The sequence below is a fragment of the Pseudomonas mosselii genome, assembly GCF_005796105.1.
GTDB lineage: Bacteria > Pseudomonadota > Gammaproteobacteria > Pseudomonadales > Pseudomonadaceae > Aquipseudomonas > Aquipseudomonas mosselii_C.
The window spans coordinates 854,171-879,998 of sequence record NZ_VAUO01000002.1 but is presented as its reverse complement, the minus strand read 5'-3'; the positions used below and the strand labels follow the sequence as shown (position 1 = coordinate 879,998).

The window sequence follows — 25,828 nt, the reverse complement described above, 5'->3', positions numbered from 1 at the left end:
CAGGGTCGGAAAAAAGCCGCGCATCATACCAGCATGGGGTGCGGGGGCCTATGGCCGTTGGGAGAGGGTTTTTTGTAGCCTGTACCGGCCTCTTCACAGGTATTGCTCCGGGCAAGAGGCGGCGTGTTCCCTGTGGTAGCGGGCTTGCCGGCGTGCAGGGCCACCGTGAAGAGGTCGATGCAGGCAACCGCTCAACCGTTGTGCAAGCGGTCGCGGTGGGTCAGCGTCGGGAACAGCTTCATCCAGACGCCGGTCACCACCAGTGTCCCCACGCCGCCCAGCACCACTGCCGGAACCGTACCGAACCAGTGCGCGGTCACTCCCGACTCGAATTCGCCCAGTTGGTTCGACGCGCCGATGAACAGCCCGTTGACCGCACTGACCCGTCCACGCATGTCATCGGGCGTCTCCAACTGCACGAAGGCGCCGCGGATCACCATGCTGATCATGTCTGCCGCGCCCAGTACCACGAGTACCGCGAGGGAGAACCAGAACGAGGTGGACAGGCCGAAGGCGATGGTCGCCACGCCGAACACCCCTACCGCCGTGAACATCTTCAGCCCCACCTTGCGCTCCACCGGGAAACGCGCCAGCCACAGCGACATCAGCAAGGCCCCCACGGCAGGCGCCGAGCGCAGCAGGCCCAGGCCCCAGGCGCCGGTGAGCAGGATGTCCTTGGCGAACACCGGCAACAGCGCCGTGGCGCCGCCCAGCAGCACGGCGAACAGGTCCAGCGAGATGGCCCCAAGAATGTCCGGGCGGCTGCGGATGAAGCGAATGCCGGCCAGCAACGAGTCGAGGCTGGCGCGGCCGCGCTGGGCTTGCTGCTGGCGCGAATCGAGGCTGAGCATCAGCAGGCAGGCAGACGCATACAGCAGCACCGTGGGCGCGTAGACCCAGATGCTGCCGAATGCATACAAGAACCCCCCCACCGCAGGGGCGACGATGGTCGCCGACTGGGTGGCCGACGCCGACGCTGCTACGGCGCGCGGGAACAGTGTCGCCGGCACGACGTTGGGCAGCAGCGCCTGGGTGGCTGGCATCTCGAACGAGCGGGTGGCACCGAGCAGGAAGGCCAGTACGAAGATCAACTCGCGGCTGACCTGGTCGGTCAGGCTGCCCAGGGCCAGCGCCAGGGCGATCAATGCCTGTAGCGTCTGGCACAGCGCGGCGACCTTGCGCCGGTCGTAGCGGTCCGCGACATGCCCGGTGTGCAGCATGAACAGTACACGTGGAGCGAACTCCACCAGACCCACCAGGCCCAGGTCGAGCACGTTGCCGGTGAGTTGGTAAAGGTGCCAGCCGATGGCCACGGTGAGCATCTGGAAGCCGCTAGCGGTGAATACACGGGCCAGCCAGAAGGCCATGAAGGGACGATGATGGCGCAGCAGTTGCGGGGCGGTGTCAGACATCGGCGAGCCTACGGCCTCGGAAACAGAGGGGCTTGAAGGGTATCACCTGTTTGTAACAAATGGTTGCTGTTAGCTGCTTCAGGCATGTTTTTCATGTGCCCGTAAAGCGGGTGAGGCAACCGGTCACGCGACATTCAGCCACGCAGCTCAGGGCTGGATTCAGGACTATGCTTCCTAACGTTGGTTGATCTGGATCAATACTTCCAGATGCAACGAATTGGCCATCTGGCCGCAATCCCTGCGATCGAATAGAACAACTCCAACGTGCCGTAATCGACATCCGTGGGGGCAGTGGGCATCGGGCCACAAGCCCGGACGCCGGATTACCTGAAGAGGAAGCACCATGTTCGGATTAGAAGCCCTCGAGCTCGCCCGAATCCAGTTCGCCTTTACCGTGTCCTTTCACATCCTGTTCCCAGCCATCACCATTGGCCTGGCGAGCTACCTGGCGGTTCTCGAAGGCCTTTGGCTGAAGACTGGCAACAATACCTACCGTGACCTGTACCACTTCTGGTCGAAGATCTTTGCCGTCAACTTCGGCATGGGCGTGGTCTCAGGCTTGGTCATGTCCTATCAGTTCGGCACCAACTGGAGCCGTTTCTCCGATTTTGCCGGGGCTGTCACCGGCCCGTTGCTCACCTACGAGGTGCTCACCGCGTTCTTCCTCGAGGCGGGTTTCCTTGGGGTCATGCTGTTTGGTTGGAACCGAGTGGGTCGCGGCCTGCATTTCTTCGCCACGGTGATGGTGGCCCTCGGCACGTTGGTGTCGACGTTCTGGATCCTCTCGTCGAACAGCTGGATGCAGACCCCGCAGGGTTACCAGATCGTCGATGGCCGGGTGATCCCGGTGGACTGGCTGGCCGTGATCTTCAACCCCTCGTTCCCCTACCGGCTGATGCACATGGCCACCGCCGCGTTCGTTGCCACAGCATTCTTCGTCGGTGCCTCGGCGGCCTGGCACCTGCTGCGCGGGCGTGACAATCCAGCGGTGCGCAAGATGCTCTCGATGGCCATGTGGATGGCGCTGATCGTTGCGCCGATCCAGGCGGTCATCGGCGATTTCCATGGCCTTAATACGCTCAAGCACCAGCCGGTGAAGATTGCCGCCATTGAAGGCCACTGGGAGAACGTACCGGGTGAGCCGACCCCACTGATCTTGTTCGGTATCCCCGACATGGCCGCCGAAACCACACGTTTCAAGGTCGAGATCCCGGCCTTGGGGAGCCTGATCCTGACCCACAGCCTGGACAAACAGGTCCCGGCGATGAAGGAGTTTGCGCCCCAGGATCGGCCCAACTCGACGATTGTCTTCTGGTCGTTCCGGGTCATGGTCGGGCTGGGCTTGCTGATGATCTTCGTGGGGCTTTGGAGCCTGTGGCTGCGTAAGCGCGGTACGCTCTACACCTCGCGCCCGTTCCTGTACCTGACGCTGTGGATGGGACCGTCCGGCCTGGTGGCGATTCTCGCCGGCTGGTTCACCACCGAGGTTGGCCGCCAGCCGTGGGTGGTGTACGGGCTGATGCGCACCGCCGATGGCGTTTCCAACCACAGCTACGCCCAACTCGGCTTCACCCTGGTGATGTTCGTGGTGGTGTACTTCGCGCTGTTCGGCACCGGGCTTGGCTACATGATGCGTCTGGTACGCAAGGGCCCGAAAACTGGCGAGGGCGATGAGCCCAACCCCGGTGGACCTGGGCAGAAACGCACGCCGGCCCGGCCATTGTCCGCCGCCGACGATGGCCAAGAGGCCGATACTGTCAGCCTGAGCAAGGAGAACTGAGATGGGCATCGACTTGCCGCTGATCTGGGCTGTGATCATCATCTTTGGCGTGATGATGTACGTGGTCATGGACGGCTTCGACCTTGGGATCGGCATGCTCTTCCCGTTCGTGAAGGCAGAGACCGACCGTGATGTGATGATGAACACCGTCGCCCCGGTCTGGGACGGCAACGAGACGTGGCTGGTGCTGGGCGGGGCAGGCCTGTTCGGTGCCTTCCCGCTCGCCTACTCTGTGGTGCTCGAGGCGTTGTACCTGCCGCTGATCCTGATGCTGATGGGGCTGATCTTCCGTGGCGTGGCCTTCGAGTTTCGCTTCAAGGCCCGCGCCCACAAGCGGCATATCTGGGACAAGGCGTTCATCGGCGGCTCATTGGTGGCGACGTTCTTCCAAGGCGTGGCGTTGGGAGCCTTCATGGAAGGCTTCAAGGTGATCGACCGCAAGTTCGCCGGGGGTACCCTGGACTGGCTGACCCCTTTCAGCCTGTTCTGCGGTCTTGGCCTGGTGGTGGCTTATACCTTGCTCGGATGCACCTGGCTGATCATGAAGACCGAGGGCGCCTTGCAGCGCAAGATGCACGATATGGCCCGGCCGCTGGCGCTGGTGCTGCTGGCGGTGATCGGTGTCGTCAGCCTGTGGACCCCGATTGCTTACCCGCAGATCGCCGAGCGCTGGTTCAGCATGCCTAACCTGCTGTGGTTCATGCCGGTGCCGTTGCTGGTGTTGGTAACGTTCTATGGCTTGCTGCGTGCGGTGCAACGTGATGCGCACTACACCCCGTTCCTGCTGACCCTGGTGCTTATCTTCCTGGGCTACAGCGGCCTTGGGATCAGCCTGTGGCCGAACATCATTCCACCTGTTATCAGCATCTGGGACGCTGCGGCGCCGCCGCAGAGCCAGGGCTTCATGCTGGTGGGCACGCTGTTCATCCTGCCGTTCATCCTCGGGTACACCTTCTGGAGCTACTACGTGTTTCGCGGCAAGGTCACCCCTGAAGACGGCTATCACTAGGAGGTGCGGTGATGGATGTCGAGCAGAAGAAGCCGTTGTGGCAGCGACTGGGCTGGCTGGTGCTGATCTGGGCGCTGAGCGTCGCGACGCTTGGGGTAGTAGCCTACGGGCTACGCCTGTTCATGCGGGCGGCGGGGTTGAGTAGCCCTTGAAGGTTAGCGTGAGTTCGCTGAGGCAATGAGGTGCGCGGCGGGCTCGCTGCGCCGTACACCGCGCAGGCTTTGCTGAGCAGTCAGCAAAGCCTGCGCTCCTGCATTTATTTACGCGCTTTGAGCACCACGAATTTCGGCGTTGCCGCCACCTGTTCCACGCCTCTGAACAGTCGCGCCAGCTTGCTGTGGTAACCCAGGTGGCGGTTGCCGACGATATACAGCGCACCGCCCACCACCAGCGCTTCGCGCGCTTGCTGGAACATGCGCCAGGCGAGGAAGTCGCCCACCACCTGCTGCTGGTGGAACGGCGGGTTGCACAGCACGACGTCCAGTGACTGCTTGTTCAGCCCGGCCAGTCCGTCCCCGGCAAGGATGTCCGCCTGGCGTGCGCCGAGCGCGGCTTGCCAGTTCTCGCGGGCCGACTGCACAGCCATGTACGACTCATCGATCAAGGTGTAATGGGCATCGGGGTTGGCCAAGGCGCTGGCGATGGCCAGCACGCCGTTGCCGCACCCCAGATCCGCGACCCGGGCGCGCCCCAGGTCGCGGGGCAGATGGGGTAGGAAGGCTCGCGTGCCGATGTCCAGGCCTTCGCGGCAGAACACGTTGGCATGGTTGACCAGTTCCAGTGCCGGAGCTTCCAGGCGGTAACGGCTAGGGTAGGGCGAGCGCGCAGGCGGGCGCTCGGCCACGCTGGCCGTGAGCAGGCGCGCCTTTTTCTGGGCAAGCGAGGCCTGTACCGGGCCGATGTACTTTTCCAGCAAATCGCCTGCCGCCCGAGGCAGGTGTTTGATCATGGCTGCGGCGATCACCTGAGCGTCGGGTGCCAACTGATCCTGTAGGCGGATCAGTTGCTCTTCGAGCAGCGCCAGGGTCTTGGGCACGCGCACCAGCACGCGGTCGAACGGGCCTTGCCAAGGTTCGTTGGCAGGCACGAACGGCACGGCATCGAAGGCCAGGCCGTTGCGCACCAGGTTTTTCTCGAGGGCCAATCGCGCCAGGTGCGAATCGCCGCTGCTGGTGACCTGCAGGCGGCCTGCCAGGCTCGCGGCCAGGGCGCCGAAACTGTCGTTGAGTACCAGCACCCTGCAACTGGGCTGCAGGGCTTGAGCGGCCAGATGCTCAAGCAGGTACTGGTCGGCGGCATCGAAGGCCAGCAGCGGATCGTTGGCTTGTTCCGGCTGGCGGATCAGGTCGAGGTCGGCGAAGGGGCTGTTGAACGAGGGCATGGCATGGGGCTCTGCTGCAGATCTGGTGCGCCGCGTGCTGCGACAGGTTTGAGGCGGGCGATTCTACAGGGGTTTGCGACTGGCGGGGGACGGGCTATCAGAGCAGCCCGCGCAGAGCGGCGATAGCGATGGCGCCGGCCTTGTTGGCTGCGTTGGTTTTGCTGATTACGTTGCGGATGTGGAAGTTCACGGTGCTGGTGGACAACGAGAGGATAGTGGCTACGTCCGAGGCCGTCTTGCCAGCGGCCGACCACTTGAGCACTTCCAGTTCGCGTTCGCTGAGCTGCGGTGTTGGGTTGAAGCGGGCCAGATGATGTTCGCTGAGTGCCGCATGCAGGGTATGGCACAGCCACATGACCTGTGCACTTTTGGTATACAGCTCGGCAGGCCGAATGGCGCCCAGCCGACGCGAGACGCTGAGTTGGCTCTCGTTGTGGCGCAGGTCGTGTACCGACTGCGTCCAGCCATGGGCCATGCCTTGGTTGCGAATCGCCTCACGCAGGTGCGGCACCTCCTGGAACAGTTCGTCGGTCCAGAGAACGGGGAGGGTGGTTTGATGGCATTTTGATACTGTTGGGTCTATGCCGATCAAGTGCTCCTGCTTGTAGTGCTCGTTCCATTCCCGGGGATAATTGTTGTACAGGATGATCTGAGGGGAATGAGCCGCGATGTGCAGGTGCAGGCTAAGGCCGACGAACTCCATGTCCAATAACTGGGCCAGTCCCACGGCACGATCGAACAGGCATTGAGGGTCGGTTTCCTGCAGCAATGCCAAGAGTTGTTCACTGTTCCACTGTGTCATTGATGAAGCTCCGAGTGGGGGTGGGTGGATCCAATTTTCCTGGCTGCTCGGCCCAGTGTAGGCAACCTGCTCACTAGGCGCCCAAGTTTTTCGCTATAGCGTGCAGGATTTTGGGCTGCGATTTGTCAGTGATCGGCGATGCCTTACAAACCAGCGGTTTTTATCCGCGGCGCTTTGCGCGACACTTGGCGCATCAGTTTTCAGGATGCCCCAGATGACCGCCAGCACCGACAAGTTCACCCGCCAGACCCTGCTCGATGTCCAGCCCCTGACACCGAACCTGTTCAGTCTGCGTGTCACCCGCGACCCGAGCTTTCGGTTCCGCTCGGGCCAGTTCGCGCGGCTGGGCGTAACCAAGTCTGATGGCAGCGTCGCCTGGCGTGCCTACTCGATGGTCAGTGCGCCGCATGACGAGTATCTGGATTTCTTTTCCATCGTGGTGCCAGGCGGTGAGTTCACCAGCGAGCTTAGCCGCCTGGGTGAAGGTGACACGCTGCTGATCGACCGTCAGGCGTTCGGTTTCCTGACCCTGGACCGCTTCGTCGGTGGACGCGATCTGTGGTTACTGGCCACCGGCACGGGCATCGCCCCGTTCATGTCGATCCTGCAGGACTTCGAGGCCTGGGAGCGTTTCGACAATATCAAGCTGGTGTATTCGGTGCGTGAAGCCAAAGAGCTGGCCTACGTTGAGGACATCGCCGGGTTGGAACAACGCGAGTACCTGGCCGAATTCGCAGGCAAGTTGCAGTTCATCCCTGTGGTGACCCGGGAACAGCATCCGGGCGCGTTGAATGAGCGCATCACCACGCTGATCGAGAACGGTGGGCTGGAAAAGGCGGCAGGGCTTGAGTTCTCGCCCGAGCACTCGCGCATCATGCTCTGCGGCAACCCGCAGATGATTGACGAGACGCGCAAGGTGCTCAAGGCGCGCGACCTGCAACTGAGCCTGAGCAAGCGACCAGGGCAGGTGGCGGTCGAGAACTATTGGTAGCTGCAAGTTTTAAGCTGCAAGAAAAAGCCGGATCGCGTTTGGTCAACAGACGCGGTCCGGCTTTACTCTTGCAGCTTGCAGCTTGCAGCTTGCAGCTTGCAGCTTGCAGCTTGCAGCTTGCAGCTTGCAGCTTGCAGCTTGCAGCTTGCAGCTTACTTCTGCTGCTGCACCTTGAGCAGGTCACGGATCTCTGCCAGCAGGGTTTCCTGTGGGGTCGGTGCAGGTGGCGCGCTCGGCGCCACGGCCTCTTCACGCTTGAGGCGGTTGATCACCTTGACCCCCATGAAGATGGCAAAAGCGACGATCAGAAAGTCGATGACGGTCTGGATGAACTTGCCATAGGCCAGCACTACCGCTGGCACGTCCCCTTCGGCCGCCTTGAGCACGATGGCAAGGTCGCTGAAATCTACACCCCCGATCAGTAAGCCTAAAGGCGGCATGACCACATCGCCCACGAACGACGAGACGATTTTGCCGAAGGCCGCGCCGATGATGATGCCGACCGCCATGTCTACCACATTCCCTTTGACCGCGAAGGCCTTGAACTCACTGAGCATGCCCATGTTCGATTTCCTTGTAACAAAAGGTAAGGTTAACGCAGTGTAAGCCACTCAAACGCTTCATGCGCTGCCTACAAGGGCTACTGACTGCTTGTGCCGCGAATAGTTTTGTCGCATCCCGAAGCATCCGGGACACGTCGCTGTTCGGCTAGAATGGCGGTTTTTTCCAGGAGAACCCCGTCCATGGCCAAGGCCAAGCGCTTGTATGGCTGCACCGAGTGCGGCGCGACCTTCCCCAAATGGGCCGGCCAGTGTGGCGAGTGCGGGGCCTGGAATACCCTGGTCGAGACCATGGTTGAGAGCGGCGCTGCCGCGGCGCCCAGCGGGCGCACGGGCTGGGCCGGCCAGCAGGCGCAGATCAAGACCCTGGCTGAGGTCAGTGTCGAGGAAATTCCACGCTTCACCACCAGCAGCACCGAGTTGGATCGGGTGTTGGGCGGTGGCCTGGTGGATGGCTCGGTGGTGCTGATTGGCGGTGACCCCGGTATCGGTAAGTCGACGATCCTCTTGCAGACCCTCTGCAACATCGCCACGCATATGCCGGCGCTATACGTCACCGGGGAAGAGTCGCAGCAACAGGTGGCCATGCGGTCGCGGCGCCTGGGCCTGCCCCAGGAGCAGCTCAAGGTCATGACCGAGACCTGCATCGAGGCGATCATCGCCACTGCCCGGGTGGAAAAACCCCGGGTGATGGTGATCGATTCGATTCAGACCATCTTTACCGAGCAGTTGCAATCGGCCCCCGGCGGCGTGGCCCAGGTGCGCGAGAGTACGGCACTGCTGGTGCGTTATGCCAAGCAAAGCGGCACGGCGATCTTCCTGGTTGGCCACGTCACCAAGGAAGGCTCGTTGGCAGGGCCACGGGTACTCGAGCACATGGTCGATACCGTGCTGTATTTCGAGGGGGAGTCCGATGGCCGCCTGCGCCTGCTGCGGGCGGTGAAGAACCGGTTCGGGGCGGTCAACGAGCTGGGGGTGTTCGGCATGACCGACCGTGGCTTGAAAGAGGTCTCCAACCCTTCGGCGATTTTCCTCAACCGCACTCAGGAAGAGGTGCCCGGCAGTGTCGTCATGGCCACCTGGGAAGGCACGCGTCCGATGTTGGTGGAGGTCCAGGCGCTGGTAGACGACAGTCACCTTGCCAACCCTCGGCGAGTGACCTTGGGCCTGGACCAGAACCGACTGGCCATGCTGTTGGCGGTGCTGCACCGGCATGGCGGCATCCCTACCCATGATCAAGACGTGTTCCTCAACGTGGTCGGCGGTGTCAAGGTACTGGAAACCGCCTCTGACCTGGCGCTGTTGGCGGCCGTGATGTCGAGCCTGCGCAACCGCCCCTTGGCGCATGGTCTGTTGGTGTTCGGCGAAATCGGTCTGTCGGGTGAAGTGCGTCCTGTGCCAAGCGGCCAGGAACGCCTCAAAGAGGCGGCCAAGCACGGTTTCAAGCGGGCCATCGTGCCCAAAGGCAATGCTCCCAAGGAGGCGCCAGCGGGGCTACAGGTGATTGCCGTGACGCGCCTGGAGCAGGCGTTGGATGCCCTGTTCGAGTAACCGGCGCGTCAGGCATAAAAAAGGGGAGCCGACGATGCGCGTCCGGCTCCCCTGCGTGACCCCTTCAATCAGCGGTCAATGCTCGGCTAGCGCCTTGCGCCGTGGCGCTTGGTTGCCATGTTCGTCCAGTTCGAGCACCGGGACTTCGTTGCCGTCTGCGTCGAACAGCTTGCCATCCTTGAAGTAGTCGCCATCGCGCAGGGCGGAGATGTCGGAATACTGGATGGTGCGTTCGTAAGCCGCCGCAAACACCGATTGGTTGTCCGAGTTGCCTGCGGTGAAATGGTTGAAGATCAGGTTCAGCAGAATCGCCATGATCGCGGCCGAGCTGATGCCGGAGTGGAAGATGGTTTCGAACCAGTTCGGGAAGTTGTGGTAGAAGGTCGGCGCGGCGATCGGGATCATGCCAAAGCCCAGCGAGGCGGCGACGATGATCAGGTTGACGTTGTTCTTGTAGCTGACCTTGCTCAGGGTACGGATGCCGCTGGCGGCCACTGTGCCGAACAACACGATGCCCGCACCACCGAGTACCGGCGTAGGCACCGCTGCGATGACCCGGCCCATGATCGGCAGCAAGCCCAGCACGACCAGGATCACACCACCGGTGGCGACCACGTAGCGGCTCTTGACCCCGGTCACGGCCACCAGGCCGACGTTCTGGGCGAACGCACTTTGCGTGAACGAGCCGAAAATCGGCGCCAGGATGCTTGAGGCCATGTCGGCGCGCAGGCCGTTGCCCAGGCGTTTGGAGTCGACCTTGGTGTCGATGATTTCGCCGACGGCGAGGATGTCGGCCGAGGTTTCCACCAGAGTCACCATGATCACGATGCACATCGACAGGATCGCGGCGATGTGGAAGGTCGGCATGCCGAAGTGGAACGGGGTTGGGAAGGCGAACATCGGGCCTTCGTTGACCGTGCTGAAATCGGCCATGCCCAGCGCCCAGGCGATCAGCGTACCGACCACCATCGCCAGCAGGATCGACAGGCGCGAAATGCTCGCGCTACCCAGCTTACTCAGCAGCAGCACGATGGCGAAGGTCAGGGCGGCCAAGCCGATGTTGGCTACGCTGCCGAATTCCGGCGAGGCGCTGTTGCCGCCCATTACCCAGCGTGCGGCCACCGGCATGAGGGTCAGGCCGATGGTGGTGATGACGATACCGGTTACCAGCGGCGGGAAGAACTTGGTGATACGCGAGAACACCGGAGTGATCAGCAAACCGATCAGCGAAGCCGCCATGACTGCCCCCAGCACGCCCGGCAAGCCACCGCCACCTTCACTGCTGATGATCGCGCCCATGGTCGCCACCCCAGCGAACGACACGCCTTGTACCAGCGGCAACTGGCAGCCGAAGAACGGCAGTCCAAGCGTTTGCAGCAGCGTCGCCAAGCCCCCGGCGAACAGCGAGGCGGCGATCAGTAGGCCGATTTGCGCAGGCGTGAGGCCTGCGGCTTGGCCCAGGATCAGCGGGACGGCGACGATCCCGCCATACATGGTCAGGACGTGCTGGAGCCCGTAGGCCAGGTTGGCCCCAAGCCCGAGGTTCTCGTCCTCGGGGCGTTGGGAGGGAGACGTGCTGGTGGACGTAGTCATGGAGCAGGCTCTCGGGGTTTTATTGTTGTGGGACTACTGTAGGCAAAGCGTGCATCCGATTGCCATATAAATTGTATACAAGTTTTTGATTGTAACGCGCACAGTAGTGCCGCCAGGTGACCCTTTCCCTGGATGCAGAATGCGTTCCAACTCAGTCTGTTCGGTACGAGGTGGGTGTGTACAACACGTCAGGCAGCCCTCAATAAGCTGCCTGAGTAGTCAGGAAACACTTCGGGGAGGATTTCTTAGCAAGCTAAGAGATTTCAATCTTCGATCAATTCCCGCAGTTCGCGCATCATTTCGGTGCTGTCGCCCACGTTCAGTTCCACCAAACGGTGCAAATGAGTCATCGAATCGACATCGATATAAAGACAGATGAAGCCAAGGCGCGTGGGCTCTTCGTGGCGAAGCTCCACCTGCATGTGCACCAGGGTCTTCTTGTCGTTGAGACGGATGGTGGCCTCGAAGTCCTGTGACAGGTCGGCGTCCCAGGGGGAGGGGCGTTCTATGAGCAAGCCTTTGAGTGACAGGTCGAGCAGCTTTACCGGCCAGCTGCGTTCGCCCTGGCGCAGTTCGGTGGGAGCATCGAAGGCGATGCGCTGGAAACGGCGGCGTTCGTCGTGGTCGCTCATGCAAAAGTCCTCGGGGGTTCAACCTGACTAGAGTGGGTGATGTCGCTGTAGCAGGTAACGCAATCTGGCCGCAGAGGCTCTAGACCAAAGCAAGTGTGGCAATGCGCGATGACACGCCCTAGACTCGATGGGCGGTCTTTCCAATCCACCAGCTGGAAGTAAACCATGAACAACAATAATAGCCTGCTACGCCACATTCCGTGGCTGGCGCTGGCAGTCATAGGGGCCTGCGCGCTGGGTGTGGTCGCCCTGCGTCGCGGCGAGGCGATCAACGCCTTGTGGATCGTGGTTGCGGCAGTGGCCATCTACTTGGTCGCCTATCGCTACTACAGCCTGTTCATCGCCACCAAGGTCATGCAGCTCGACCCCCGTCGGGCCACGCCTGCGGTACTCAACAACGATGGCCTGGACTACGTCCCGACCAACAAGCACATCCTCTTCGGTCACCACTTCGCCGCCATCGCCGGCGCCGGCCCGCTCGTAGGCCCGGTACTCGCTGCGCAGATGGGCTACCTGCCCGGTACGTTGTGGCTGATCGCAGGCGTGGTGCTGGCCGGTGCGGTGCAGGACTTCATGGTCCTGTTCCTCTCCACCCGACGCAACGGTCGCTCCCTGGGAGACATGGTGCGCGAGGAGATGGGCCGCATTCCCGGCACCATCGCCCTGTTCGGTTGCTTCCTGATCATGATCATCATCCTCGCGGTGCTGGCGCTGATCGTGGTCAAGGCCCTGGCCGAGAGCCCATGGGGCATGTTCACGGTGATGGCGACCATCCCGATCGCGATGTTCATGGGCATCTACATGCGCTTCATCCGCCCGGGCCGCATCGGCGAGATCTCGGTCATCGGCGTGGTCCTGCTGCTGCTGTCGATCTGGCTGGGTGGCCAAATCGCCGCAGATCCGGTCTGGGGCCCGGCGTTCACCTTCACCGGCGTACAGATCACCTGGATGCTCGTGGGCTATGGCTTCGTCGCCGCCGTGCTGCCGGTATGGCTGGTACTGGCGCCGCGTGACTACCTCTCGACCTTCCTCAAGATCGGCACCATCGTGGGCCTGGCGATCGGCATCCTGATCATCGCGCCTGAGCTTAAGATGCCGGCGCTGACCCAGTTCACCGATGGCTCCGGCCCGGTCTGGAAAGGCACCCTGTTCCCGTTCCTGTTCATCACCATCGCCTGCGGTGCGGTGTCTGGCTTCCACGCGCTGATCTCCTCGGGGACCACGCCGAAGCTGCTGGACAACGAAACCAACGCCCGTTACATCGGTTACGGCGGTATGTTGATGGAGTCGTTCGTCGCGATCATGGCCATGGTCGCCGCGTCGGTGATCGAACCGGGCGTGTACTTCGCCATGAACAGCCCCGCCGCTGTGGTCGGCGCAGATGTCGCTTCGGTGGCGCAAACCGTCAGCAGCTGGGGCTTCATGATTACCCCCGAGCAGCTTGAGGCCACCGCCCGTGATATCGGCGAGCACACCATCCTGGCGCGTGCCGGTGGTGCTCCGACGCTGGCGGTCGGTATCGCGCAGATCCTGCATCAGGTGCTGCCGGGTGAGAACACCATGGCCTTCTGGTACCACTTCGCGATTCTGTTCGAAGCCCTGTTCATCCTCACCGCCGTGGACGCCGGTACCCGTGCCGGACGCTTCATGCTGCAAGACCTGCTGGGCAGCTTCGTACCGGCGCTCAAACGCACCGAGTCGTGGACCGCCAACCTGATCGGCACCGCAGGTTGCGTGGCGCTGTGGGGCTACCTGCTGTACCAGGGCGTGATCGATCCGTTGGGCGGTATCAATACCCTGTGGCCGCTGTTTGGCATCTCCAACCAGATGCTGGCCGGTATCGCGCTGATGCTGGGTACCGTGGTACTGATCAAGATGAAGCGTCAGCGCTATGTCTGGGTCACCCTGCTGCCGGCTGTGTGGCTGTTGATCTGCACCACCACCGCAGGCCTGATCAAGCTGTTCGACCCGAACCCAGCCGTTGGCTTCCTGGCCCTGGCCAAGAAGTACAGCACCGCGCTAGATGCCGGCCAGGTTCTTGCGCCGGCCAAGGACATCGGGCAGATGCAGCATGTGATCTTCAACGCCTACACCAACGCCGGCCTGACCGTGCTGTTCCTGGTGGTGGTGTTCAGCGTGCTGTTCTTCGCCGTCAAGGTCGGCCTCGCCGCCCTCGGCCGCAAGGAACGCAGCGACAAAGAAACCCCGTTCCAGGCTTTGCCTGACGCTTGAGAGGACTGCCACGATGTTCAACGACCTGGGTCGACTGGGTAAATACCTGGGGCAGGCAGCCCGCCTGATGGTCGGGATGCCCGACTACGACAACTATGTCGAGCACATGCAGAACAAACACCCGGACAAGCCGGTGATGAGCTACGAAGCGTTCTTCCGCGAACGACAAGAAGCGCGTTACGGTGGCAAGTCCGGGCCCAAGTGCTGTTGAACTCGCGACAGATGTGATCCAGTGGGAGCCCGGGCAACCGGGCTCCCACTTTCGTTTTCAGGAGACCTACGCGTGCAAACGCCGATTCCCGTAACCGTGCTGACCGGCTTTCTTGGCGCCGGCAAGACCACCCTGCTCAAACACATGCTCAAGGCCGAGCACGGCCTGAAGCTCGCTGTGATCGAGAACGAGTTCAGCGAGGCCGGCATCGACAGCCAAATGCTGGGCGATGCACCGGTGCAGGTCATGACCCTGGCCAACGGCTGCGTCTGCTGCAGTATTCATGGCGACCTGACCCGCGCTTTGTACCTGCTGCTCGAACGCCTGGACGCAGGCGAAATCGCCTTCGACCGCCTTGTGATCGAGTGCACCGGTCTTGCCGACCCTGCGCCAGTGGCGCAGACCTTCTTCATCGACGAAGAACTGCGCGAGCGCTATATCCTGGATGGCATCATCACCCTGGTCGATGCCGTGCACGCCGAGCTGCACCTGACCCAGGCCATTGCCCAGGCCCAGGTGGGCTTTGCTGACCGCCTGCTGCTGAGCAAGACCGACCTTGCCGAGCCCGAGGCGGTCGAGGCCCTGCGCGAGCGCCTGGCGCGGATCAACGGTCGCGCGGCGATCCGCGTGGTCGAGCATGGCCGTATCGATCTGGCCGAGCTGCTTGATGTACGTGGCTTCAACCTCAACCCGGACCTGGGCATCAGCCTCAAGCCGGTGCTGCGCCCGCTGCTCAAGCCAGCTACCCCGGACCGGATTTCGACCTTGGTGCTGCGCACCCAGACCGCGCTGGATATCGACCGCCTCAGCGACTTCATGAACGCGCTGCTGGAGGAGCATGGTCAGCAGCTGCTGCGCTACAAGGGCGTGCTGAACATCGCCGGCGAAGACCGCCGTCTGGTGTTTCAGGGAGTGCTCAAGTTGTACGGCTTCGACTGGGACACCGAATGGAAGGAGGGCGAGGTGCGCGAGAGCGTGATGGTGTTCATTGCCGATGAGCTGCCGGAGGAGAAGATTCGGGCAGGGTTCGAGGCATTGACCCACGCCTGATTGGGACGTAGCTGACTGGTTGATGCCGCCGAAAGGCGTAATACCGTTCACTTAGGGCTGCTTCGCAGCCCATCGCGGCCGGACGGCGCCCCGGCAAGGCCGCTCCGACACCGACTGCGCAAGCTAACATTCATGGGCTCACGCGGACTCTGTAGGAGCGGCCTTGCCGGGGCGCCGGACCGGCCGGAAAGGGCCGCAAAGCGGCCCCGACGATCTTAAGTGAACAGCATTACGCCGAAAGGCTGCATTTTTCATGGCCTTGTTCAAGCTATGAGCCGGCAGTAACGGCCCTCTTGATAGGAGTACCTTTTTTGGTGCACTTGGCCTCGTCAGATCAGCAACTCCGTGTTCTGTTTTTCCGCAGTGAGCTTGGCAACGAGCCTGTGCGAGCTTGGTTGAAAGCCTTGTCTGCCGCCCTCGGCCGAGCTCGTACTGGCCAGGCAACGCAAGGCAAGTCTCAGGAGTTAAGTGACATGAGCCCACACATCGGTTCGGACTTCGATGATTTTCTCGCCGAAGAAGGCTTTCTGGAGGAGGTCACCGCCGCGGCGCTCAAGCGGGTGATCGCCTGGCAGCTCACACAAGTCATGGCGCAGCAGAAGGTCAGCAAGAAGGTGCTGGCCGAGCGCATGCACACCAGCCGCACAGCCGTGGACCGTGCGCTGGACCAGAACGATACCGGCATGACGCTGGCTACCTTGGCCAGTGCCGCGCGTGCCCTGGGGCAACGTGTGGAAATACGCTTGGTGCCGGAGCCCACACCGGTACGCTGAACAACGCTGCCATGTATTGGCCAGTGCAACTGCTCGAACGCACAACAACGCCTAGCTGTCTGCGCAGTTGCCCGGCAGCGGCATGTTTTTGCCGGTAGAGAGGCAATAAATTTATGTTGATTGCTTATCAGGCTCTCTAGAACAGGCACTAAAGAGAGGTGGCGCGAATTTTGCTTTTCGTACTTATAGTCGGACTGGTTCGGCATGAGAAGTTAAATATCACTCATGGATGAGAGGTGCTTGAAAAGGAGAGCGCTGTGAGGATTAATGATGATGTAGGAAGTTTTCGGCTCGTCTCGGCTCAAGTAAAACCTGAGAGCCAGGAGTCTTCATTTTCTTCAATATTGCAAGGTGCTGTGAATGATGTAGAAGCGCGGGGGGGGAATAGGTCGGACGAGATTGGGAAGATTCTTAGAATGTCCAAGCATCGTGATGGTTATGCCGATGATGTGATGAAGTCATACATGAATGATTTGGGCGGTCCCTTGATCGATATCACAGACCCCGATGCGATCCGGTTCACTGTCTCGGGTGAGTTAGTGACTAAGGAATCGATGATTTATTATGCTGAGATGAATGCGTACGCCAAACGAGGCTACCAGGATATCTACGCATCAGGGAAAGCCCAAGGAGAAAGTCCAGATCAGACGTTTGAACGTTTTCTCGAGTTTAATTCCTCGCTGCCACTTCGATACAAGCAGATGAAGAATATCTGGTATTAATTACGGTTGCGTCAGATTTTACTGAATGGCGGGCTGCATCGCAGCCCGCCATTTTTTACCACTGCACCGTAATTTTTCCTTCTTGACCACCCACTGGCACAAGAGTATTCGTACCTGCTCTTAGGATGTAAAAGAACTGTTTGTTTGGATTGTGTGCGAAGAACGAGTTGGTAGAGCTGGAGCGCTGCCTGGATACATCGATGCAATTGCTGGCAGTTCCTGCGCAAAGTCGGACGGAGAATTGATCTGGCCATCCCACCACTGACCAGTTCCACGTCACGTTGGATATGTTGACGTTCGAAGGTGGACTCCCTTTGACAGGTAGATAGGCGGTGTAGTCATAGTTTTTTGCAAATACAGCAGGCAGCATGACAGACGATTGATATTCGCCCGCCGAAGCAGTCGTTGAAAATACGGCCAAGCCGGTAGCCGTCATTGCAAAAGCAAAGGTCTTCAGCATGTTAATTACCATCCTGTAATTAATGTGTGTCGCGAGTAATTCCATCTCGCGGCTGTTATTGCCGAGCGGCAATAACTACATGCTGGTGATTGTCGGATTTTCAGGCTACGTTAAATTTTATCCGCTTTGGCGATGTGTTCTTCCATTCGCCTCATTAATTCTGCTGTTTCGCACTCCAATGCCACTGCAATTTTGATGAGCAGTATTAGTGATGGTAAATGTTCGCCGCGTTCGATCTTACCCATGTGCGAGCGTTCGATACCCGCTGTAATCGCCAGTTCCTCTTGAGAGGTCTTTTTGATAGCGCGTAGTTGCTTTACCACCGTCCCTAATGCGCGGGCATAGGGTGCGTGGTTGGCTAAGGTGCCTTTAGGTCGGCCACGGCAAGGTTTGTTTTCCATGCGTGTGATTGTGGGGGTTGTGAATTTGCAGGCTACGTTATATTTAACGCAAAACTATTTCTTGTATTAGGTTGTAGGAAGTTTCTGTTGTAAGTGTAGGTCGTCTCTTTATGTACATAAATCATGTGTTGGCACAACCATAGGCGGCGGACTTTACGCAGCCACTTGCAGCATTCCCCCTGTAAGCGCCCACAAAAAAGCCCGGCACATGGCCGGGCTCTTTACTTCAGCAGTCTGTCAATCAGTTGCCGTACACCGGCAGCTTCTTGCAGATGGCCTTGACCTTCTCACGTACGGCGTCGATCACCGCTTCGTTGTTCAGGTCGGCCAGGATGTCGCAGATCCAGCCAGCCAGTTCGCGGCACTCGGTTTCCTTGAAGCCGCGGGTGGTGACGGCAGGGGTGCCGAAACGCAGGCCCGAGGTAACGAACGGGGAGCGTGGGTCGTTCGGGACCGAGTTCTTGTTGACGGTGATGAAGGCCTTGCCCAGAGCGGCGTCGGCATCCTTACCGGAGATTTCCTGCTTGATCAGCGACAGCAGGAACAGGTGGTTCTGGGTGCCGCCGGAAACGACGTCGAAACCACGCTCGATGAACACTTCGGCCATGGCCTGGGCGTTCTTCACCACTTGTTGCTGGTAGGCCTTGAACTCAGGCTGCAGGGCTTCCTTGAAGCAGATGGCCTTGGCGGCGATCACGTGCTCCAGCGGGCCACCTTGGGCGCCAGGGAAGACGGCGGAGTTGAGCTTCTTCTCGATCTCTTCGTTCTTGCGCGCCAGGATCAGGCCGCCACGTGGACCGCGCAGGGTTTTGTGGGTGGTGGTGGTGACCACGTCGGCGAACGGTACTGGGTTCGGGTAGACGCCAGCGGCAACCAGGCCGGCCACGTGGGCCATGTCGACGAACAGGTAGGCACCGACCTTGTCGGCGATGGCGCGGAAGCGCGCGAAGTCCAGGACCTGCGAGTAGGCCGAGAAACCGGCGACGATCATCTTCGGCTTGTGCTCGAGCGCCAGGCGCTCGACTTCGTCGTAGTCGATCAGGCCGTTACCGTCGATGCCGTACTGGATAGCGTTGTACAGCTTGCCCGAGGAGGAAACGCTGGCACCGTGGGTCAGGTGACCGCCGTGGGCCAGGCTCATGCCCAGGATGGTGTCACCGGCCGACAGCAGCGCCAGGTAAACGGCGGCGTTGGCTTGCGAGCCCGCGTGCGGCTGGACGTTGGCGTAGTCGGCGCCGAACAGCTCCTTGGCGCGGTCGATGGCCAGTTGCTCGACCACGTCGACGTATTCGCAGCCACCGTAGTAGCGCTTGCCTGGGTAGCCTTCGGCGTACTTGTTGGTCAGTACCGAACCCTGGGCTTCCATGACGGCGGGGCTAGTGTAGTTTTCCGAAGCGATCAGCTCGATATGCTCTTCCTGGCGCAGGGCTTCTTGCTGCATGGCTTCGAAGAGCTCGGCGTCGTACTTGGCAATGGTCAAATCACGGCTGAACATGGCGGTCCTCAAGGATCGGGCTGAATTGGGGGGGCATTCTAACCGATTGATTCACGCCTGGCATATGAAGTGGCATCAAGTCGCGGACCAATGGGCTTCATGTTGCAGGCCGCGTGGTGACTGGGCTGGAGTTGACTTCCTGGTCCGCTTTTCAGAAGGCTGCGCGAACCCCTGTAGGAGCGGTCTTGCCGATCCGGCGCTCCGGTAAGGCCGTTCCTACAGGAGGTCAGGCGTGGGCGGCAGTCACTGGAACATGAACAGCGTTTCGTTGCTGAACTGCGCCTCGAACTGGTTGGCCGGCATTGGTCGGCCGAACAGGTAGCCCTGTACTTCGTCACACCCATGCTCACGCAGGAATTCGAGCTGCTCGTGGGTTTCCACGCCCTCGGCGATTACCGCCAGGTTCAGGCTGTGGGCCATGGCGATGATCGCCCGGGCGATCTGCGCGTCCTGTTCGCCTTCAGGCAGGCCGTCGACGAAGGTGCGGTCGATCTTGAGCACGTCGATAGGGAACTGCTTGAGGTAGTTGAGCGACGAGTAGCCGGTGCCGAAGTCGTCGACTGCGATGCTCAAACCGAGGTTCTTCAGGCTGTCGAGGATCTGCATGGCTTCGTTGACCTCGCGCATCAGGATGCTCTCGGTCAGTTCCAGTTCCAGGCACGCCGGCGGTAGGCCGGTTTCCTCCAGGATGGTGGCGATGCGTGTGCCCAGTTGGCCGTCGGAGAACTGCCGCGCCGAGATGTTAACCGACACCTTCGGTACGCGTACCTTCTGCTGGTGCCAGGCCTTGAGCTGCCGGCTGGCCTCGCGCAGGACCCAGTCGCCGACATCCACCACCAGGCCCAGTTCTTCGATGACCGGGATGAAGTCGCCTGGCGGCACCAGGCCACGGGTTGGGTGACGCCAGCGCAGCAAGGCCTCGGCGCCGGTCAGGCGCTTGCCATCGCCGCTGAACTGCGGTTGGTAGTAGAGAATGAACTCGTTCTGCTCCAGTGCGTGACGCAGGTCGCTTTCCAGCTCCAGGCGCTCCAGGGCGCTGGCGTTCATGTCCGCCTGATAGAACTGGAAGTTGTTCTTGCCACGCTCCTTGGCGTGGTACATGGCGGTGTCGGCGTTCTTCATGAGCTGGCTGAGCTCACTGCCATCCTGTGGGCTTAGTGCGATGCCGATACTGGCGGTGACGAAGAACTCACGGTTTTCCAGCACGAACGGTGTCACCAGGCCGGCGAGGATGTTCTCGGCCACATGGATCGCACGGTTGAGCGCTTGCTCGCGGGTTGCCCGCGGCTGCAACAGCAAGGTGAACTCGTCGCCGCCCATGCGTGCCACGGTGTCGTCGCTGTCGACGCAGGCCAGCAAGCGCTCGGCCATATCCTTGAGCATGCGGTCGCCTGCGGCATGCCCGAGGGAGTCGTTGATCGGCTTGAAGCGGTCCAGGTCGAGGAACATCAGCACCACCCAGGTCTTCTGTCGCTCGGCCTGCTGCAGGGTGTTGTACAGGCGGTCCTGGAATAGCGTGCGGTTGGGCAGGTGGGTGAGGGCGTCGTAGTAGGCCAGGCGATGGATGCGCTGTTCGCTGGCCTTGCGTTCGCTGATGTCGGTGAAGAAACATACGTAGCTGGCCAGGTCGCCCTCATCGTCCAGAACTGCGGTAATGCCTACCCAGGCCGGGTAGTGCTCGCCGTTGCGGCGCTTGAGGTACACCTCGCCCTCCCAACTGCCGCGCTGGTTGAGTTGCTTGAGCACGTAGCCCAGGTGCGCATCCTGTTGCTGTTCGACGGTGAGCATGCTTGGCAGTTGATCGAGCACTTCGGCCACTTCGTAGCCACTGACCCGGCTGAAGGCCTCGTTGGCCTGGACGATATAGCCTGCCGGGTCGGTGATCAGGATCGCCGAAGTGGAATGCTCGAAGACCGTCGCGGCCATGCGTAGGTCTTTTTCGGCGCGGCGCTGCTGGCTGATGTCGCGGCCGACCCCGAGTACACCTTCGAAGCGTTCGTGCTCGTCCCACACCAGGACCAGGCGCAGCTCGATAGGGATCTTGCGCCCATCGGCGCGCAGGCAGTCGAACAGGAACAGCTGAGTAGGCAGTGTGGTGCGCAGCCGGGCCAACTGTGCGTTGTCGCCCAGTGCCTTGCTGACGCGCTCCATCAGGCTGTAGACACCGGTGAGTTGCGCCGGGTTGGCGACGATCGACTGCCAGCCGTTGGCGAAGATCCAGTCGGCCTGGTAACCCAGCACGGCTTGCACCGACGGGCTGACGTAGTTCAGCTGAAGCTGGCCATCGGTCGAGAAGATCACGTCGCTGATGCTTTCGGCGAGCATGCGATAGCGCTGCTCGCTGTCGCGCAGCGACTCGCTGGCCTCGATCTGTACGGTGACGTCCTTGCCCACACCGATGATGCGGGTGACCTGGCCATCGCCATCGCGGGTCAGCACCTGCTCGCGAATGTCATAGCAGCGCCAGCCGCCGTCATGATGACGGAAACGTAACTGGCAGTGCAGCGACTGGCCATAGCTTGCGTCCAGTTGCTGCTGGCGTAGGGCGTTGTAGTGCGCGGCGTCTTCGGGGTGCAGCAGCAGTTCCCAGAACCGTTCGCCCATCTGCGCCAGCTCTGCACGGTCGTAGCCCAAGGTCTGGCCGAGGTGGCGGTTGCTGAAGATCATGCGCTGGGTGAGCACGTCCTGGACGTAAAGCTGATCGGGCACGGTGCGCACCACATCCGACCAGAAGCTTTCGCGTTCGAGCAACGACAATTCGACCTGCTTGCGGCTGGTGATATCGCTGATGCTCAGGATCACCGCCTGGTAGTCGCGTCGTTGCTGGGGCAGACGCGCCATCAGCCACAGGTGCAGCTCGCCACCTCGCGGCGCGGGCAGGCGTACTTCAAGCTCCAACTGCGGGCGCTCTTCGATCAGCGCATCGATCAACTGCATGCCGATGCTCTCGCGGCCGGCGCCACTGCCATCGATCAGGCGATGCCAGGCGCCTTCGTGGCAGTCGACATTGAGCAACTGACGGGCCACCTGGTTGATCTCGGTGATCTTCAGTTCCTGTAGTAGCGAGCGGCGCAGGTTGCTGTCCAGTGCCAGGCTCTGCTTGAGCCCGGCGAGGTTGCGCAGGTGGTAGCGGTCGAGCTGGCCGGGCAGGCTGGAGAGGTCGAGCACGCAGAGCGCGACGCCGGTGCCTTCGAAGATTTCCTGATAGCGCCGGCGGTCTTCCTGCAAGGCACGCTGGCGGCGGCGCATGTTGATCAGGGCCAGTACCGGCAGCAGGGCACAGAACAGCACGAGTATGCACTTGCCCACCAGCGCCGGCAGCAGCTTGCTGCGCGCCAGGCCTTCGTCGAACAGCCCGCGCAACTGCCAGGTGCTGTTGTCGATGAAGGCCAGCATCACGCTCTGCAACGGCACCTCGCTGGTCTGGGTCGGCGCGTGGCGCTCGATGACCTCGCCGTTGCGGCTGTTTTCGAGCAGCCACAGCGGATGGTTCGAGCCGTTAAGGTGCTCGGTGAGTTCCTGGTAGTAGTCAGTGCTCAGGCGTAGCAGCCAGTAGCCACGGTCGTGTTCGGTGGACTGGCGCAGCAGCAGGTAGATCAACTGGTTGTCGGGGGCGTTGCTGAAGAAGTAGGTATGGCCCTGATTCAGGTTTACCAGCTCGTCAATCAACTGACGGTCGGGGCTACCGGCTAGGGTGTCGCCGCGCAGCTTGCCGTCGGCATCCAGCCAGGCCAGATGACGCAGGCTCGGCAGGCGTCGCTGCAAGGTGTCGAGCAGGTTGGGCAGGGCGCTGGGTGCCGGTGTTTTGACGTACGCTTGGACCACATTGAGCGCCTGCTGGGCCTTGAGCGCCATGTTCAGGTTAAGGTGATCGGCCAGTTCTGCGCTGCCGGTCAGACTCTGGTTACGCAGGTCTGCCTGGGTGTGCCGGAACTGGGTGAGCATTTGCCACAGCAGCAACCCCAGCAATACCAAGGCCAGCAGCGCCAGCGCGCCCTTGAGCGAACCACGCAGGTGTGATCCGGCCGCAGAGGCGGCAGTGCGCGGAGGAGGCTTTTGCGTCAAATTGGTCAAGCGTTGGTCCTGCGATTGAGCTGGCGATGGCAGGGGTTCCATGCACGGTGCATGCCGTGGGCTGGCGTACAGCCCGGCACTATATAGCTGCAACGGTTAAGGCGCCTAGCATGCCTTCAATTATGGCAAAGTGCCAGTCGTGGTGATCATGTGTGGCCGTCCGGTCTACGCATTCTGCAAGTCCCTGCAAGCTGTGCGAGAATGCCGCCCGCTTCATAGTCAACGCATCGGAGAAGTAAGGTTTGGTCACTCACTATTCCACCAATGGCCTCGATTCTGCCTGCGGGCGCAGCAGCCAGACCCTGGTCGGCAGCGCCAAGGCCGAAGAGGTGTCCTGCAAGAGCTGCCAGCGTTCGCTGGCCAAGCCAGAGGCGGCCGCTAACGGCGCGAACAAGAGCCCATCGCTGGCCGAGCTGCGCAAGTCAGCCAAGCCCGCCGTGCAGCCTGCCGCCGAGTTGGCCGCAAAGCCTGCGGCGTCGCCCGCCAGGTCGGTGAGCAAACCGGCCGCCAAGGCCGTTACCGCGCCGGCCCGGCCTGGTGCTTTCAGCGTCAAGTCGGCCTGGGCTGCGCGCTTGGCCGAGCAATCGGAGCGCTGCCGCCTGCCGCGCGGTAAGGCCAAGCAGTCGCACGTCTGAGCCCCCGCGCTGCGGCGTCTGCCCGCGCCCCTGGCGGCTGATCTACAGCCGTGGGGCGGGCAGGCTTTGCGCCCGCCGCGCTGCGATGCCTTCCTGCCATCCGCCCCATCTGTGCAACGCCACGACTTGGCGTAGAATGGCTCACTTTGTTCAATGGCACCCCGTAGATATCTTCCCAGGCCATCGTCTGGGCGTACGGCGATGTCTTTACCTATCTGATAGAGGGCTTGGTTTTGGCTCAATACGTCTACACCATGCATCGGCTGAGCAAGGTCGTGCCGCCGAAGCGGGAAATTCTCAAGAACATTTCCCTGTCGTTCTTCCCTGGCGCCAAGATCGGCGTACTCGGTCTGAACGGTGCGGGTAAATCGACCCTGCTGCGCATCATGGCGGGCGTCGACAAGGAGTTCGACGGCGAAGCCCGTCCGATGCCCGACATCAATGTCGGCTACCTGCCCCAGGAGCCACAGCTCGACCCGAGCAAGACCGTGCGTGAAGTGGTCGAGGAAGCCGTCAGCGTGATCAAGGACGCCCAGGCTCGCTTGGACGAGGTCTACGCTGCCTACGCCGATCCGGATGCCGACTTCGACAAACTGGCCGCCGAACAGGCCAAGCTCGAAGCCATCCTGCAAGCCTCTGACGGTCACAACCTGGAGCGCCAACTGGACGTCGCCGCCGACGCCCTGCGCCTGCCAGCCTGGGACGCGAAGATCGAGCACCTCTCCGGTGGTGAAAAGCGCCGTGTGGCCTTGTGCCGTCTGCTGCTGTCGGCACCCGACATGCTGCTGCTCGACGAGCCAACCAACCACCTGGACGCCGACTCGGTCGCCTGGCTCGAGCGCTTCCTGCACGATTTCCCCGGCACCGTGGTGGCGATCACCCACGACCGGTACTTCCTGGACAACGTCGCCGGTTGGATCCTCGAACTGGACCGCGGTGCTGGCATCCCGTACGAAGGCAACTACTCGGGTTGGCTGGAAGCCAAGTCCGAGCGTCTGGCGCAGGAATCCAAGCAGCAGAGCGCTCACGAAAAGGCCATGAAAGAAGAGCTGGAGTGGGTGCGCAAAGGCGCCAAGGCTCGCCAGTCCAAATCCAAGGCGCGTCTGCAGCGCTTCGAAGAGATGCAGTCGCAAGAGTTCCAGAAGCGCAGCGAGACCAACGAGATCTACATCCCGGCAGGTCCGCGCCTGGGCGACAAGGTCATCGAGTTCAAGAACGTCACCAAGGGCTATGGTGATCGTGTGCTGATCGACAACCTGTCGTTCTCCATGCCCAAGGGCGCGATCGTTGGCGTGATCGGTGGTAACGGTGCCGGTAAGTCGACCCTGTTCCGCATGCTGATGGGCAAGGAACAACCGGACTCGGGCAGCATCGAGATCGGCGAAACCGTGCAACTGGCCTGCGTCGACCAGAGCCGTGAGGACCTGGACGGCAGCAAGACCGTGTTCCAGCAAATTTCCGATGGCTCCGACCAAATCCGTATCGGCAGCTACGAGATCCCGTCGCGTACCTATGTTGGCCGCTTCAACTTCAAGGGCGGCGACCAGCAGAAGTTCGTCAAGGACCTCTCCGGTGGTGAGCGTGGCCGTCTGCACCTGGCCTTGACCCTGAAAGAGGGCGGCAACGTGCTGCTGCTGGACGAACCGTCCAACGACCTCGACGTGGAAACCCTGCGTTCCCTGGAGGAAGCCCTGCTGGACTTCCCAGGCGCCGCGATCGTGATCTCCCACGACCGTTGGTTCCTGGACCGCGTGGCGACCCACATCCTGGCGTACGAGGACGACTCGAGCGTGGTGTTCTTCGAAGGTAACTACACCGAGTACGAAGCCGATCGCAAGAAACGCCTGGGCGACGCCGCTGCTCAACCGCACCGTGTCCGTCACAAGAAACTGGCCCAGTAAGCCCGTTTCGGTTGCACAAAAATGGGGCCATAAGTGGCCCCATTTTTGTGCCTGACTGGAAAGTGGCGTGGGCTTTATTCGCGGGCAAGCCCGCTCCCACAGGAGAGCAGAAAGTCCTTGGCCTGGGCGGTATCTGGGGGAGCGAGCTTGCCCGCGAATAAAG

The 25,828-nt window shown here is 61.4% G+C and carries 22 protein-coding genes; 12 read left to right on the top strand and 10 right to left on the bottom strand.

Annotated elements, in window-relative coordinates; all coding sequences use genetic code 11:
• Positions 1 to 191: 191 nt before the first annotated feature.
• Positions 192 to 1,412, bottom strand: a complete 1,221-nt coding sequence (locus tag FEM01_RS08985) for an MFS transporter (RefSeq protein ID WP_138219068.1) — start codon at positions 1,410 to 1,412, stop codon at positions 192 to 194.
• A 343-nt stretch (positions 1,413 to 1,755) separates the two neighbouring features.
• Between FEM01_RS08985 and FEM01_RS08980 the strand changes: the two genes are divergently transcribed.
• From FEM01_RS08980 to FEM01_RS08970, 3 genes are read left to right on the top strand one after another with little or no spacing between them, the layout of a single operon-like run.
• Positions 1,756 to 3,192, top strand: a complete 1,437-nt coding sequence (locus FEM01_RS08980) for a cytochrome ubiquinol oxidase subunit I (protein ID WP_138219067.1) — start codon at positions 1,756 to 1,758, stop codon at positions 3,190 to 3,192.
• Between the two features lies 1 nt (position 3,193).
• A complete protein-coding gene (gene cydB, locus FEM01_RS08975; RefSeq protein WP_138219066.1) occupies positions 3,194 to 4,201 on the top strand; it encodes a cytochrome d ubiquinol oxidase subunit II in 1,008 nt (335 codons plus the stop codon).
• An 11-nt stretch (positions 4,202 to 4,212) separates the two neighbouring features.
• On the top strand, positions 4,213 to 4,353 hold the full coding sequence (locus FEM01_RS08970) for a DUF2474 domain-containing protein (protein WP_138219065.1): 141 nt from the start codon (positions 4,213 to 4,215) through the stop codon (positions 4,351 to 4,353).
• 104 nt (positions 4,354 to 4,457) lie between these two features.
• Here the strand turns inward: FEM01_RS08970 and FEM01_RS08965 are convergent, their stop codons facing one another.
• Positions 4,458 to 5,582: a methyltransferase gene (locus tag FEM01_RS08965; RefSeq protein ID WP_138219064.1), complete on the bottom strand. Its 1,125-nt coding sequence runs from the start codon at positions 5,580 to 5,582 to the stop codon at positions 4,458 to 4,460.
• A gap of 97 nt (positions 5,583 to 5,679) precedes the next feature.
• Positions 5,680 to 6,384: an autoinducer binding domain-containing protein gene (locus tag FEM01_RS08960; protein ID WP_138219063.1), complete on the bottom strand. Its 705-nt coding sequence runs from the start codon at positions 6,382 to 6,384 to the stop codon at positions 5,680 to 5,682.
• Positions 6,385 to 6,598: 214 nt separating this feature from the next.
• Between FEM01_RS08960 and FEM01_RS08955 the strand changes: the two genes are divergently transcribed.
• Positions 6,599 to 7,375 carry a ferredoxin--NADP reductase gene (locus FEM01_RS08955; RefSeq protein WP_138219062.1) on the top strand — a complete coding sequence of 259 codons (777 nt, stop codon included), beginning with the start codon at positions 6,599 to 6,601 and terminating at the stop codon, positions 7,373 to 7,375.
• A gap of 152 nt (positions 7,376 to 7,527) precedes the next feature.
• Here the strand turns inward: FEM01_RS08955 and mscL are convergent, their stop codons facing one another.
• Positions 7,528 to 7,938: a large-conductance mechanosensitive channel protein MscL gene (mscL, locus tag FEM01_RS08950; protein ID WP_138219061.1), complete on the bottom strand. Its 411-nt coding sequence runs from the start codon at positions 7,936 to 7,938 to the stop codon at positions 7,528 to 7,530.
• A 180-nt stretch (positions 7,939 to 8,118) separates the two neighbouring features.
• On the opposite strand from mscL, the gene radA reads away from it, so the two are divergent.
• Positions 8,119 to 9,486, top strand: coding sequence for a DNA repair protein RadA (gene radA, locus FEM01_RS08945; RefSeq protein WP_138219060.1), 1,368 nt, complete (start codon positions 8,119 to 8,121; stop codon positions 9,484 to 9,486).
• A 75-nt stretch (positions 9,487 to 9,561) separates the two neighbouring features.
• On the opposite strand, the gene FEM01_RS08940 is transcribed toward radA, so the two are convergent.
• Positions 9,562 to 11,079, bottom strand: a complete 1,518-nt coding sequence (locus tag FEM01_RS08940; RefSeq protein WP_138219059.1) for a nucleobase:cation symporter-2 family protein — start codon at positions 11,077 to 11,079, stop codon at positions 9,562 to 9,564.
• A 263-nt stretch (positions 11,080 to 11,342) separates the two neighbouring features.
• Positions 11,343 to 11,711, bottom strand: coding sequence for a PilZ domain-containing protein (locus tag FEM01_RS08935; protein ID WP_138219058.1), 369 nt, complete (start codon positions 11,709 to 11,711; stop codon positions 11,343 to 11,345).
• 165 nt (positions 11,712 to 11,876) lie between these two features.
• Here FEM01_RS08935 and FEM01_RS08930 point away from each other — a divergent pair, with 165 nt between their 5' ends.
• The 5 genes from FEM01_RS08930 (at position 11,877) to FEM01_RS08910 (ending at position 16,699) form a co-directional block, all read left to right on the top strand.
• Entirely contained in the window at positions 11,877 to 13,943 is a 2,067-nt protein-coding gene (locus tag FEM01_RS08930) for a carbon starvation CstA family protein (RefSeq protein WP_138219057.1), read from the top strand.
• Between the two features lie 13 nt (positions 13,944 to 13,956).
• Positions 13,957 to 14,154 (top strand): YbdD/YjiX family protein, encoded by a 198-nt coding sequence (locus FEM01_RS08925; protein WP_027595234.1) that lies wholly within the window; start codon positions 13,957 to 13,959, stop codon positions 14,152 to 14,154.
• 72 nt (positions 14,155 to 14,226) lie between these two features.
• Complete coding sequence (gene yjiA, locus FEM01_RS08920) at positions 14,227 to 15,204, top strand: GTPase (RefSeq protein ID WP_138219056.1); 978 nt, start codon at positions 14,227 to 14,229, stop codon at positions 15,202 to 15,204.
• A 473-nt stretch (positions 15,205 to 15,677) separates the two neighbouring features.
• On the top strand, positions 15,678 to 15,977 hold the full coding sequence (locus FEM01_RS08915; protein WP_138219055.1) for an XRE family transcriptional regulator: 300 nt from the start codon (positions 15,678 to 15,680) through the stop codon (positions 15,975 to 15,977).
• Between the two features lie 236 nt (positions 15,978 to 16,213).
• Positions 16,214 to 16,699 (top strand): hypothetical protein, encoded by a 486-nt coding sequence (locus FEM01_RS08910; protein WP_138219054.1) that lies wholly within the window; start codon positions 16,214 to 16,216, stop codon positions 16,697 to 16,699.
• Positions 16,700 to 16,754: 55 nt separating this feature from the next.
• On the opposite strand, the gene FEM01_RS08905 is transcribed toward FEM01_RS08910, so the two are convergent.
• The 4 genes from FEM01_RS08905 to FEM01_RS08890 all read right to left on the bottom strand — a co-directional run bounded on the left by FEM01_RS08905 (position 16,755) and on the right by FEM01_RS08890 (position 23,129).
• Complete coding sequence (locus FEM01_RS08905) at positions 16,755 to 17,159, bottom strand: flagellar protein FlhE (protein WP_171030922.1); 405 nt, start codon at positions 17,157 to 17,159, stop codon at positions 16,755 to 16,757.
• Positions 17,160 to 17,269: 110 nt separating this feature from the next.
• Positions 17,270 to 17,560 carry a helix-turn-helix domain-containing protein gene (locus FEM01_RS08900; protein WP_138219053.1) on the bottom strand — a complete coding sequence of 97 codons (291 nt, stop codon included), beginning with the start codon at positions 17,558 to 17,560 and terminating at the stop codon, positions 17,270 to 17,272.
• Between the two features lie 241 nt (positions 17,561 to 17,801).
• Positions 17,802 to 19,055 (bottom strand): serine hydroxymethyltransferase, encoded by a 1,254-nt coding sequence (gene glyA, locus FEM01_RS08895; protein WP_138219052.1) that lies wholly within the window; start codon positions 19,053 to 19,055, stop codon positions 17,802 to 17,804.
• A gap of 243 nt (positions 19,056 to 19,298) precedes the next feature.
• Positions 19,299 to 23,129 (bottom strand): sensor domain-containing protein, encoded by a 3,831-nt coding sequence (locus FEM01_RS08890; RefSeq protein WP_138219051.1) that lies wholly within the window; start codon positions 23,127 to 23,129, stop codon positions 19,299 to 19,301.
• A 242-nt stretch (positions 23,130 to 23,371) separates the two neighbouring features.
• Between FEM01_RS08890 and FEM01_RS08885 the strand changes: the two genes are divergently transcribed.
• Entirely contained in the window at positions 23,372 to 23,764 is a 393-nt protein-coding gene (locus tag FEM01_RS08885) for a hypothetical protein (protein WP_138219050.1), read from the top strand.
• A 233-nt stretch (positions 23,765 to 23,997) separates the two neighbouring features.
• Positions 23,998 to 25,665 (top strand): energy-dependent translational throttle protein EttA, encoded by a 1,668-nt coding sequence (gene ettA, locus FEM01_RS08880; protein ID WP_138219049.1) that lies wholly within the window; start codon positions 23,998 to 24,000, stop codon positions 25,663 to 25,665.
• The last annotated feature ends 163 nt before the right edge of the window (positions 25,666 to 25,828 follow it).

What these genes read in the sequence shown, in the direction of transcription:
- FEM01_RS08960 (WP_138219063.1), bottom strand. Translation starts at nt 6,384, where the DNA reads ATGACACAGTGGAACAGTGAACAACTCTTGGCATTGCTGCAGGAAACC.
- FEM01_RS08955 (WP_138219062.1), top strand. Translation starts at nt 6,599, where the DNA reads ATGACCGCCAGCACCGACAAGTTCACCCGCCAGACCCTGCTCGATGTC.
- cydB (WP_138219066.1), top strand. Translation starts at nt 3,194, where the DNA reads ATGGGCATCGACTTGCCGCTGATCTGGGCTGTGATCATCATCTTTGGC.
- radA (WP_138219060.1), top strand. Translation starts at nt 8,119, where the DNA reads ATGGCCAAGGCCAAGCGCTTGTATGGCTGCACCGAGTGCGGCGCGACC.
- FEM01_RS08900 (WP_138219053.1), bottom strand. Translation starts at nt 17,560, where the DNA reads ATGGAAAACAAACCTTGCCGTGGCCGACCTAAAGGCACCTTAGCCAAC.
- glyA (WP_138219052.1), bottom strand. Translation starts at nt 19,055, where the DNA reads ATGTTCAGCCGTGATTTGACCATTGCCAAGTACGACGCCGAGCTCTTC.
- FEM01_RS08940 (WP_138219059.1), bottom strand. Translation starts at nt 11,079, where the DNA reads ATGACTACGTCCACCAGCACGTCTCCCTCCCAACGCCCCGAGGACGAG.
- mscL (WP_138219061.1), bottom strand. Translation starts at nt 7,938, where the DNA reads ATGGGCATGCTCAGTGAGTTCAAGGCCTTCGCGGTCAAAGGGAATGTG.
- FEM01_RS08930 (WP_138219057.1), top strand. Translation starts at nt 11,877, where the DNA reads ATGAACAACAATAATAGCCTGCTACGCCACATTCCGTGGCTGGCGCTG.
- FEM01_RS08980 (WP_138219067.1), top strand. Translation starts at nt 1,756, where the DNA reads ATGTTCGGATTAGAAGCCCTCGAGCTCGCCCGAATCCAGTTCGCCTTT.
- FEM01_RS08970 (WP_138219065.1), top strand. Translation starts at nt 4,213, where the DNA reads ATGGATGTCGAGCAGAAGAAGCCGTTGTGGCAGCGACTGGGCTGGCTG.
- FEM01_RS08985 (WP_138219068.1), bottom strand. Translation starts at nt 1,412, where the DNA reads ATGTCTGACACCGCCCCGCAACTGCTGCGCCATCATCGTCCCTTCATG.
- FEM01_RS08905 (WP_171030922.1), bottom strand. Translation starts at nt 17,159, where the DNA reads ATGCTGAAGACCTTTGCTTTTGCAATGACGGCTACCGGCTTGGCCGTA.
- FEM01_RS08925 (WP_027595234.1), top strand. Translation starts at nt 13,957, where the DNA reads ATGTTCAACGACCTGGGTCGACTGGGTAAATACCTGGGGCAGGCAGCC.
- FEM01_RS08915 (WP_138219055.1), top strand. Translation starts at nt 15,678, where the DNA reads ATGAGCCCACACATCGGTTCGGACTTCGATGATTTTCTCGCCGAAGAA.
- FEM01_RS08935 (WP_138219058.1), bottom strand. Translation starts at nt 11,711, where the DNA reads ATGAGCGACCACGACGAACGCCGCCGTTTCCAGCGCATCGCCTTCGAT.
- FEM01_RS08965 (WP_138219064.1), bottom strand. Translation starts at nt 5,582, where the DNA reads ATGCCCTCGTTCAACAGCCCCTTCGCCGACCTCGACCTGATCCGCCAG.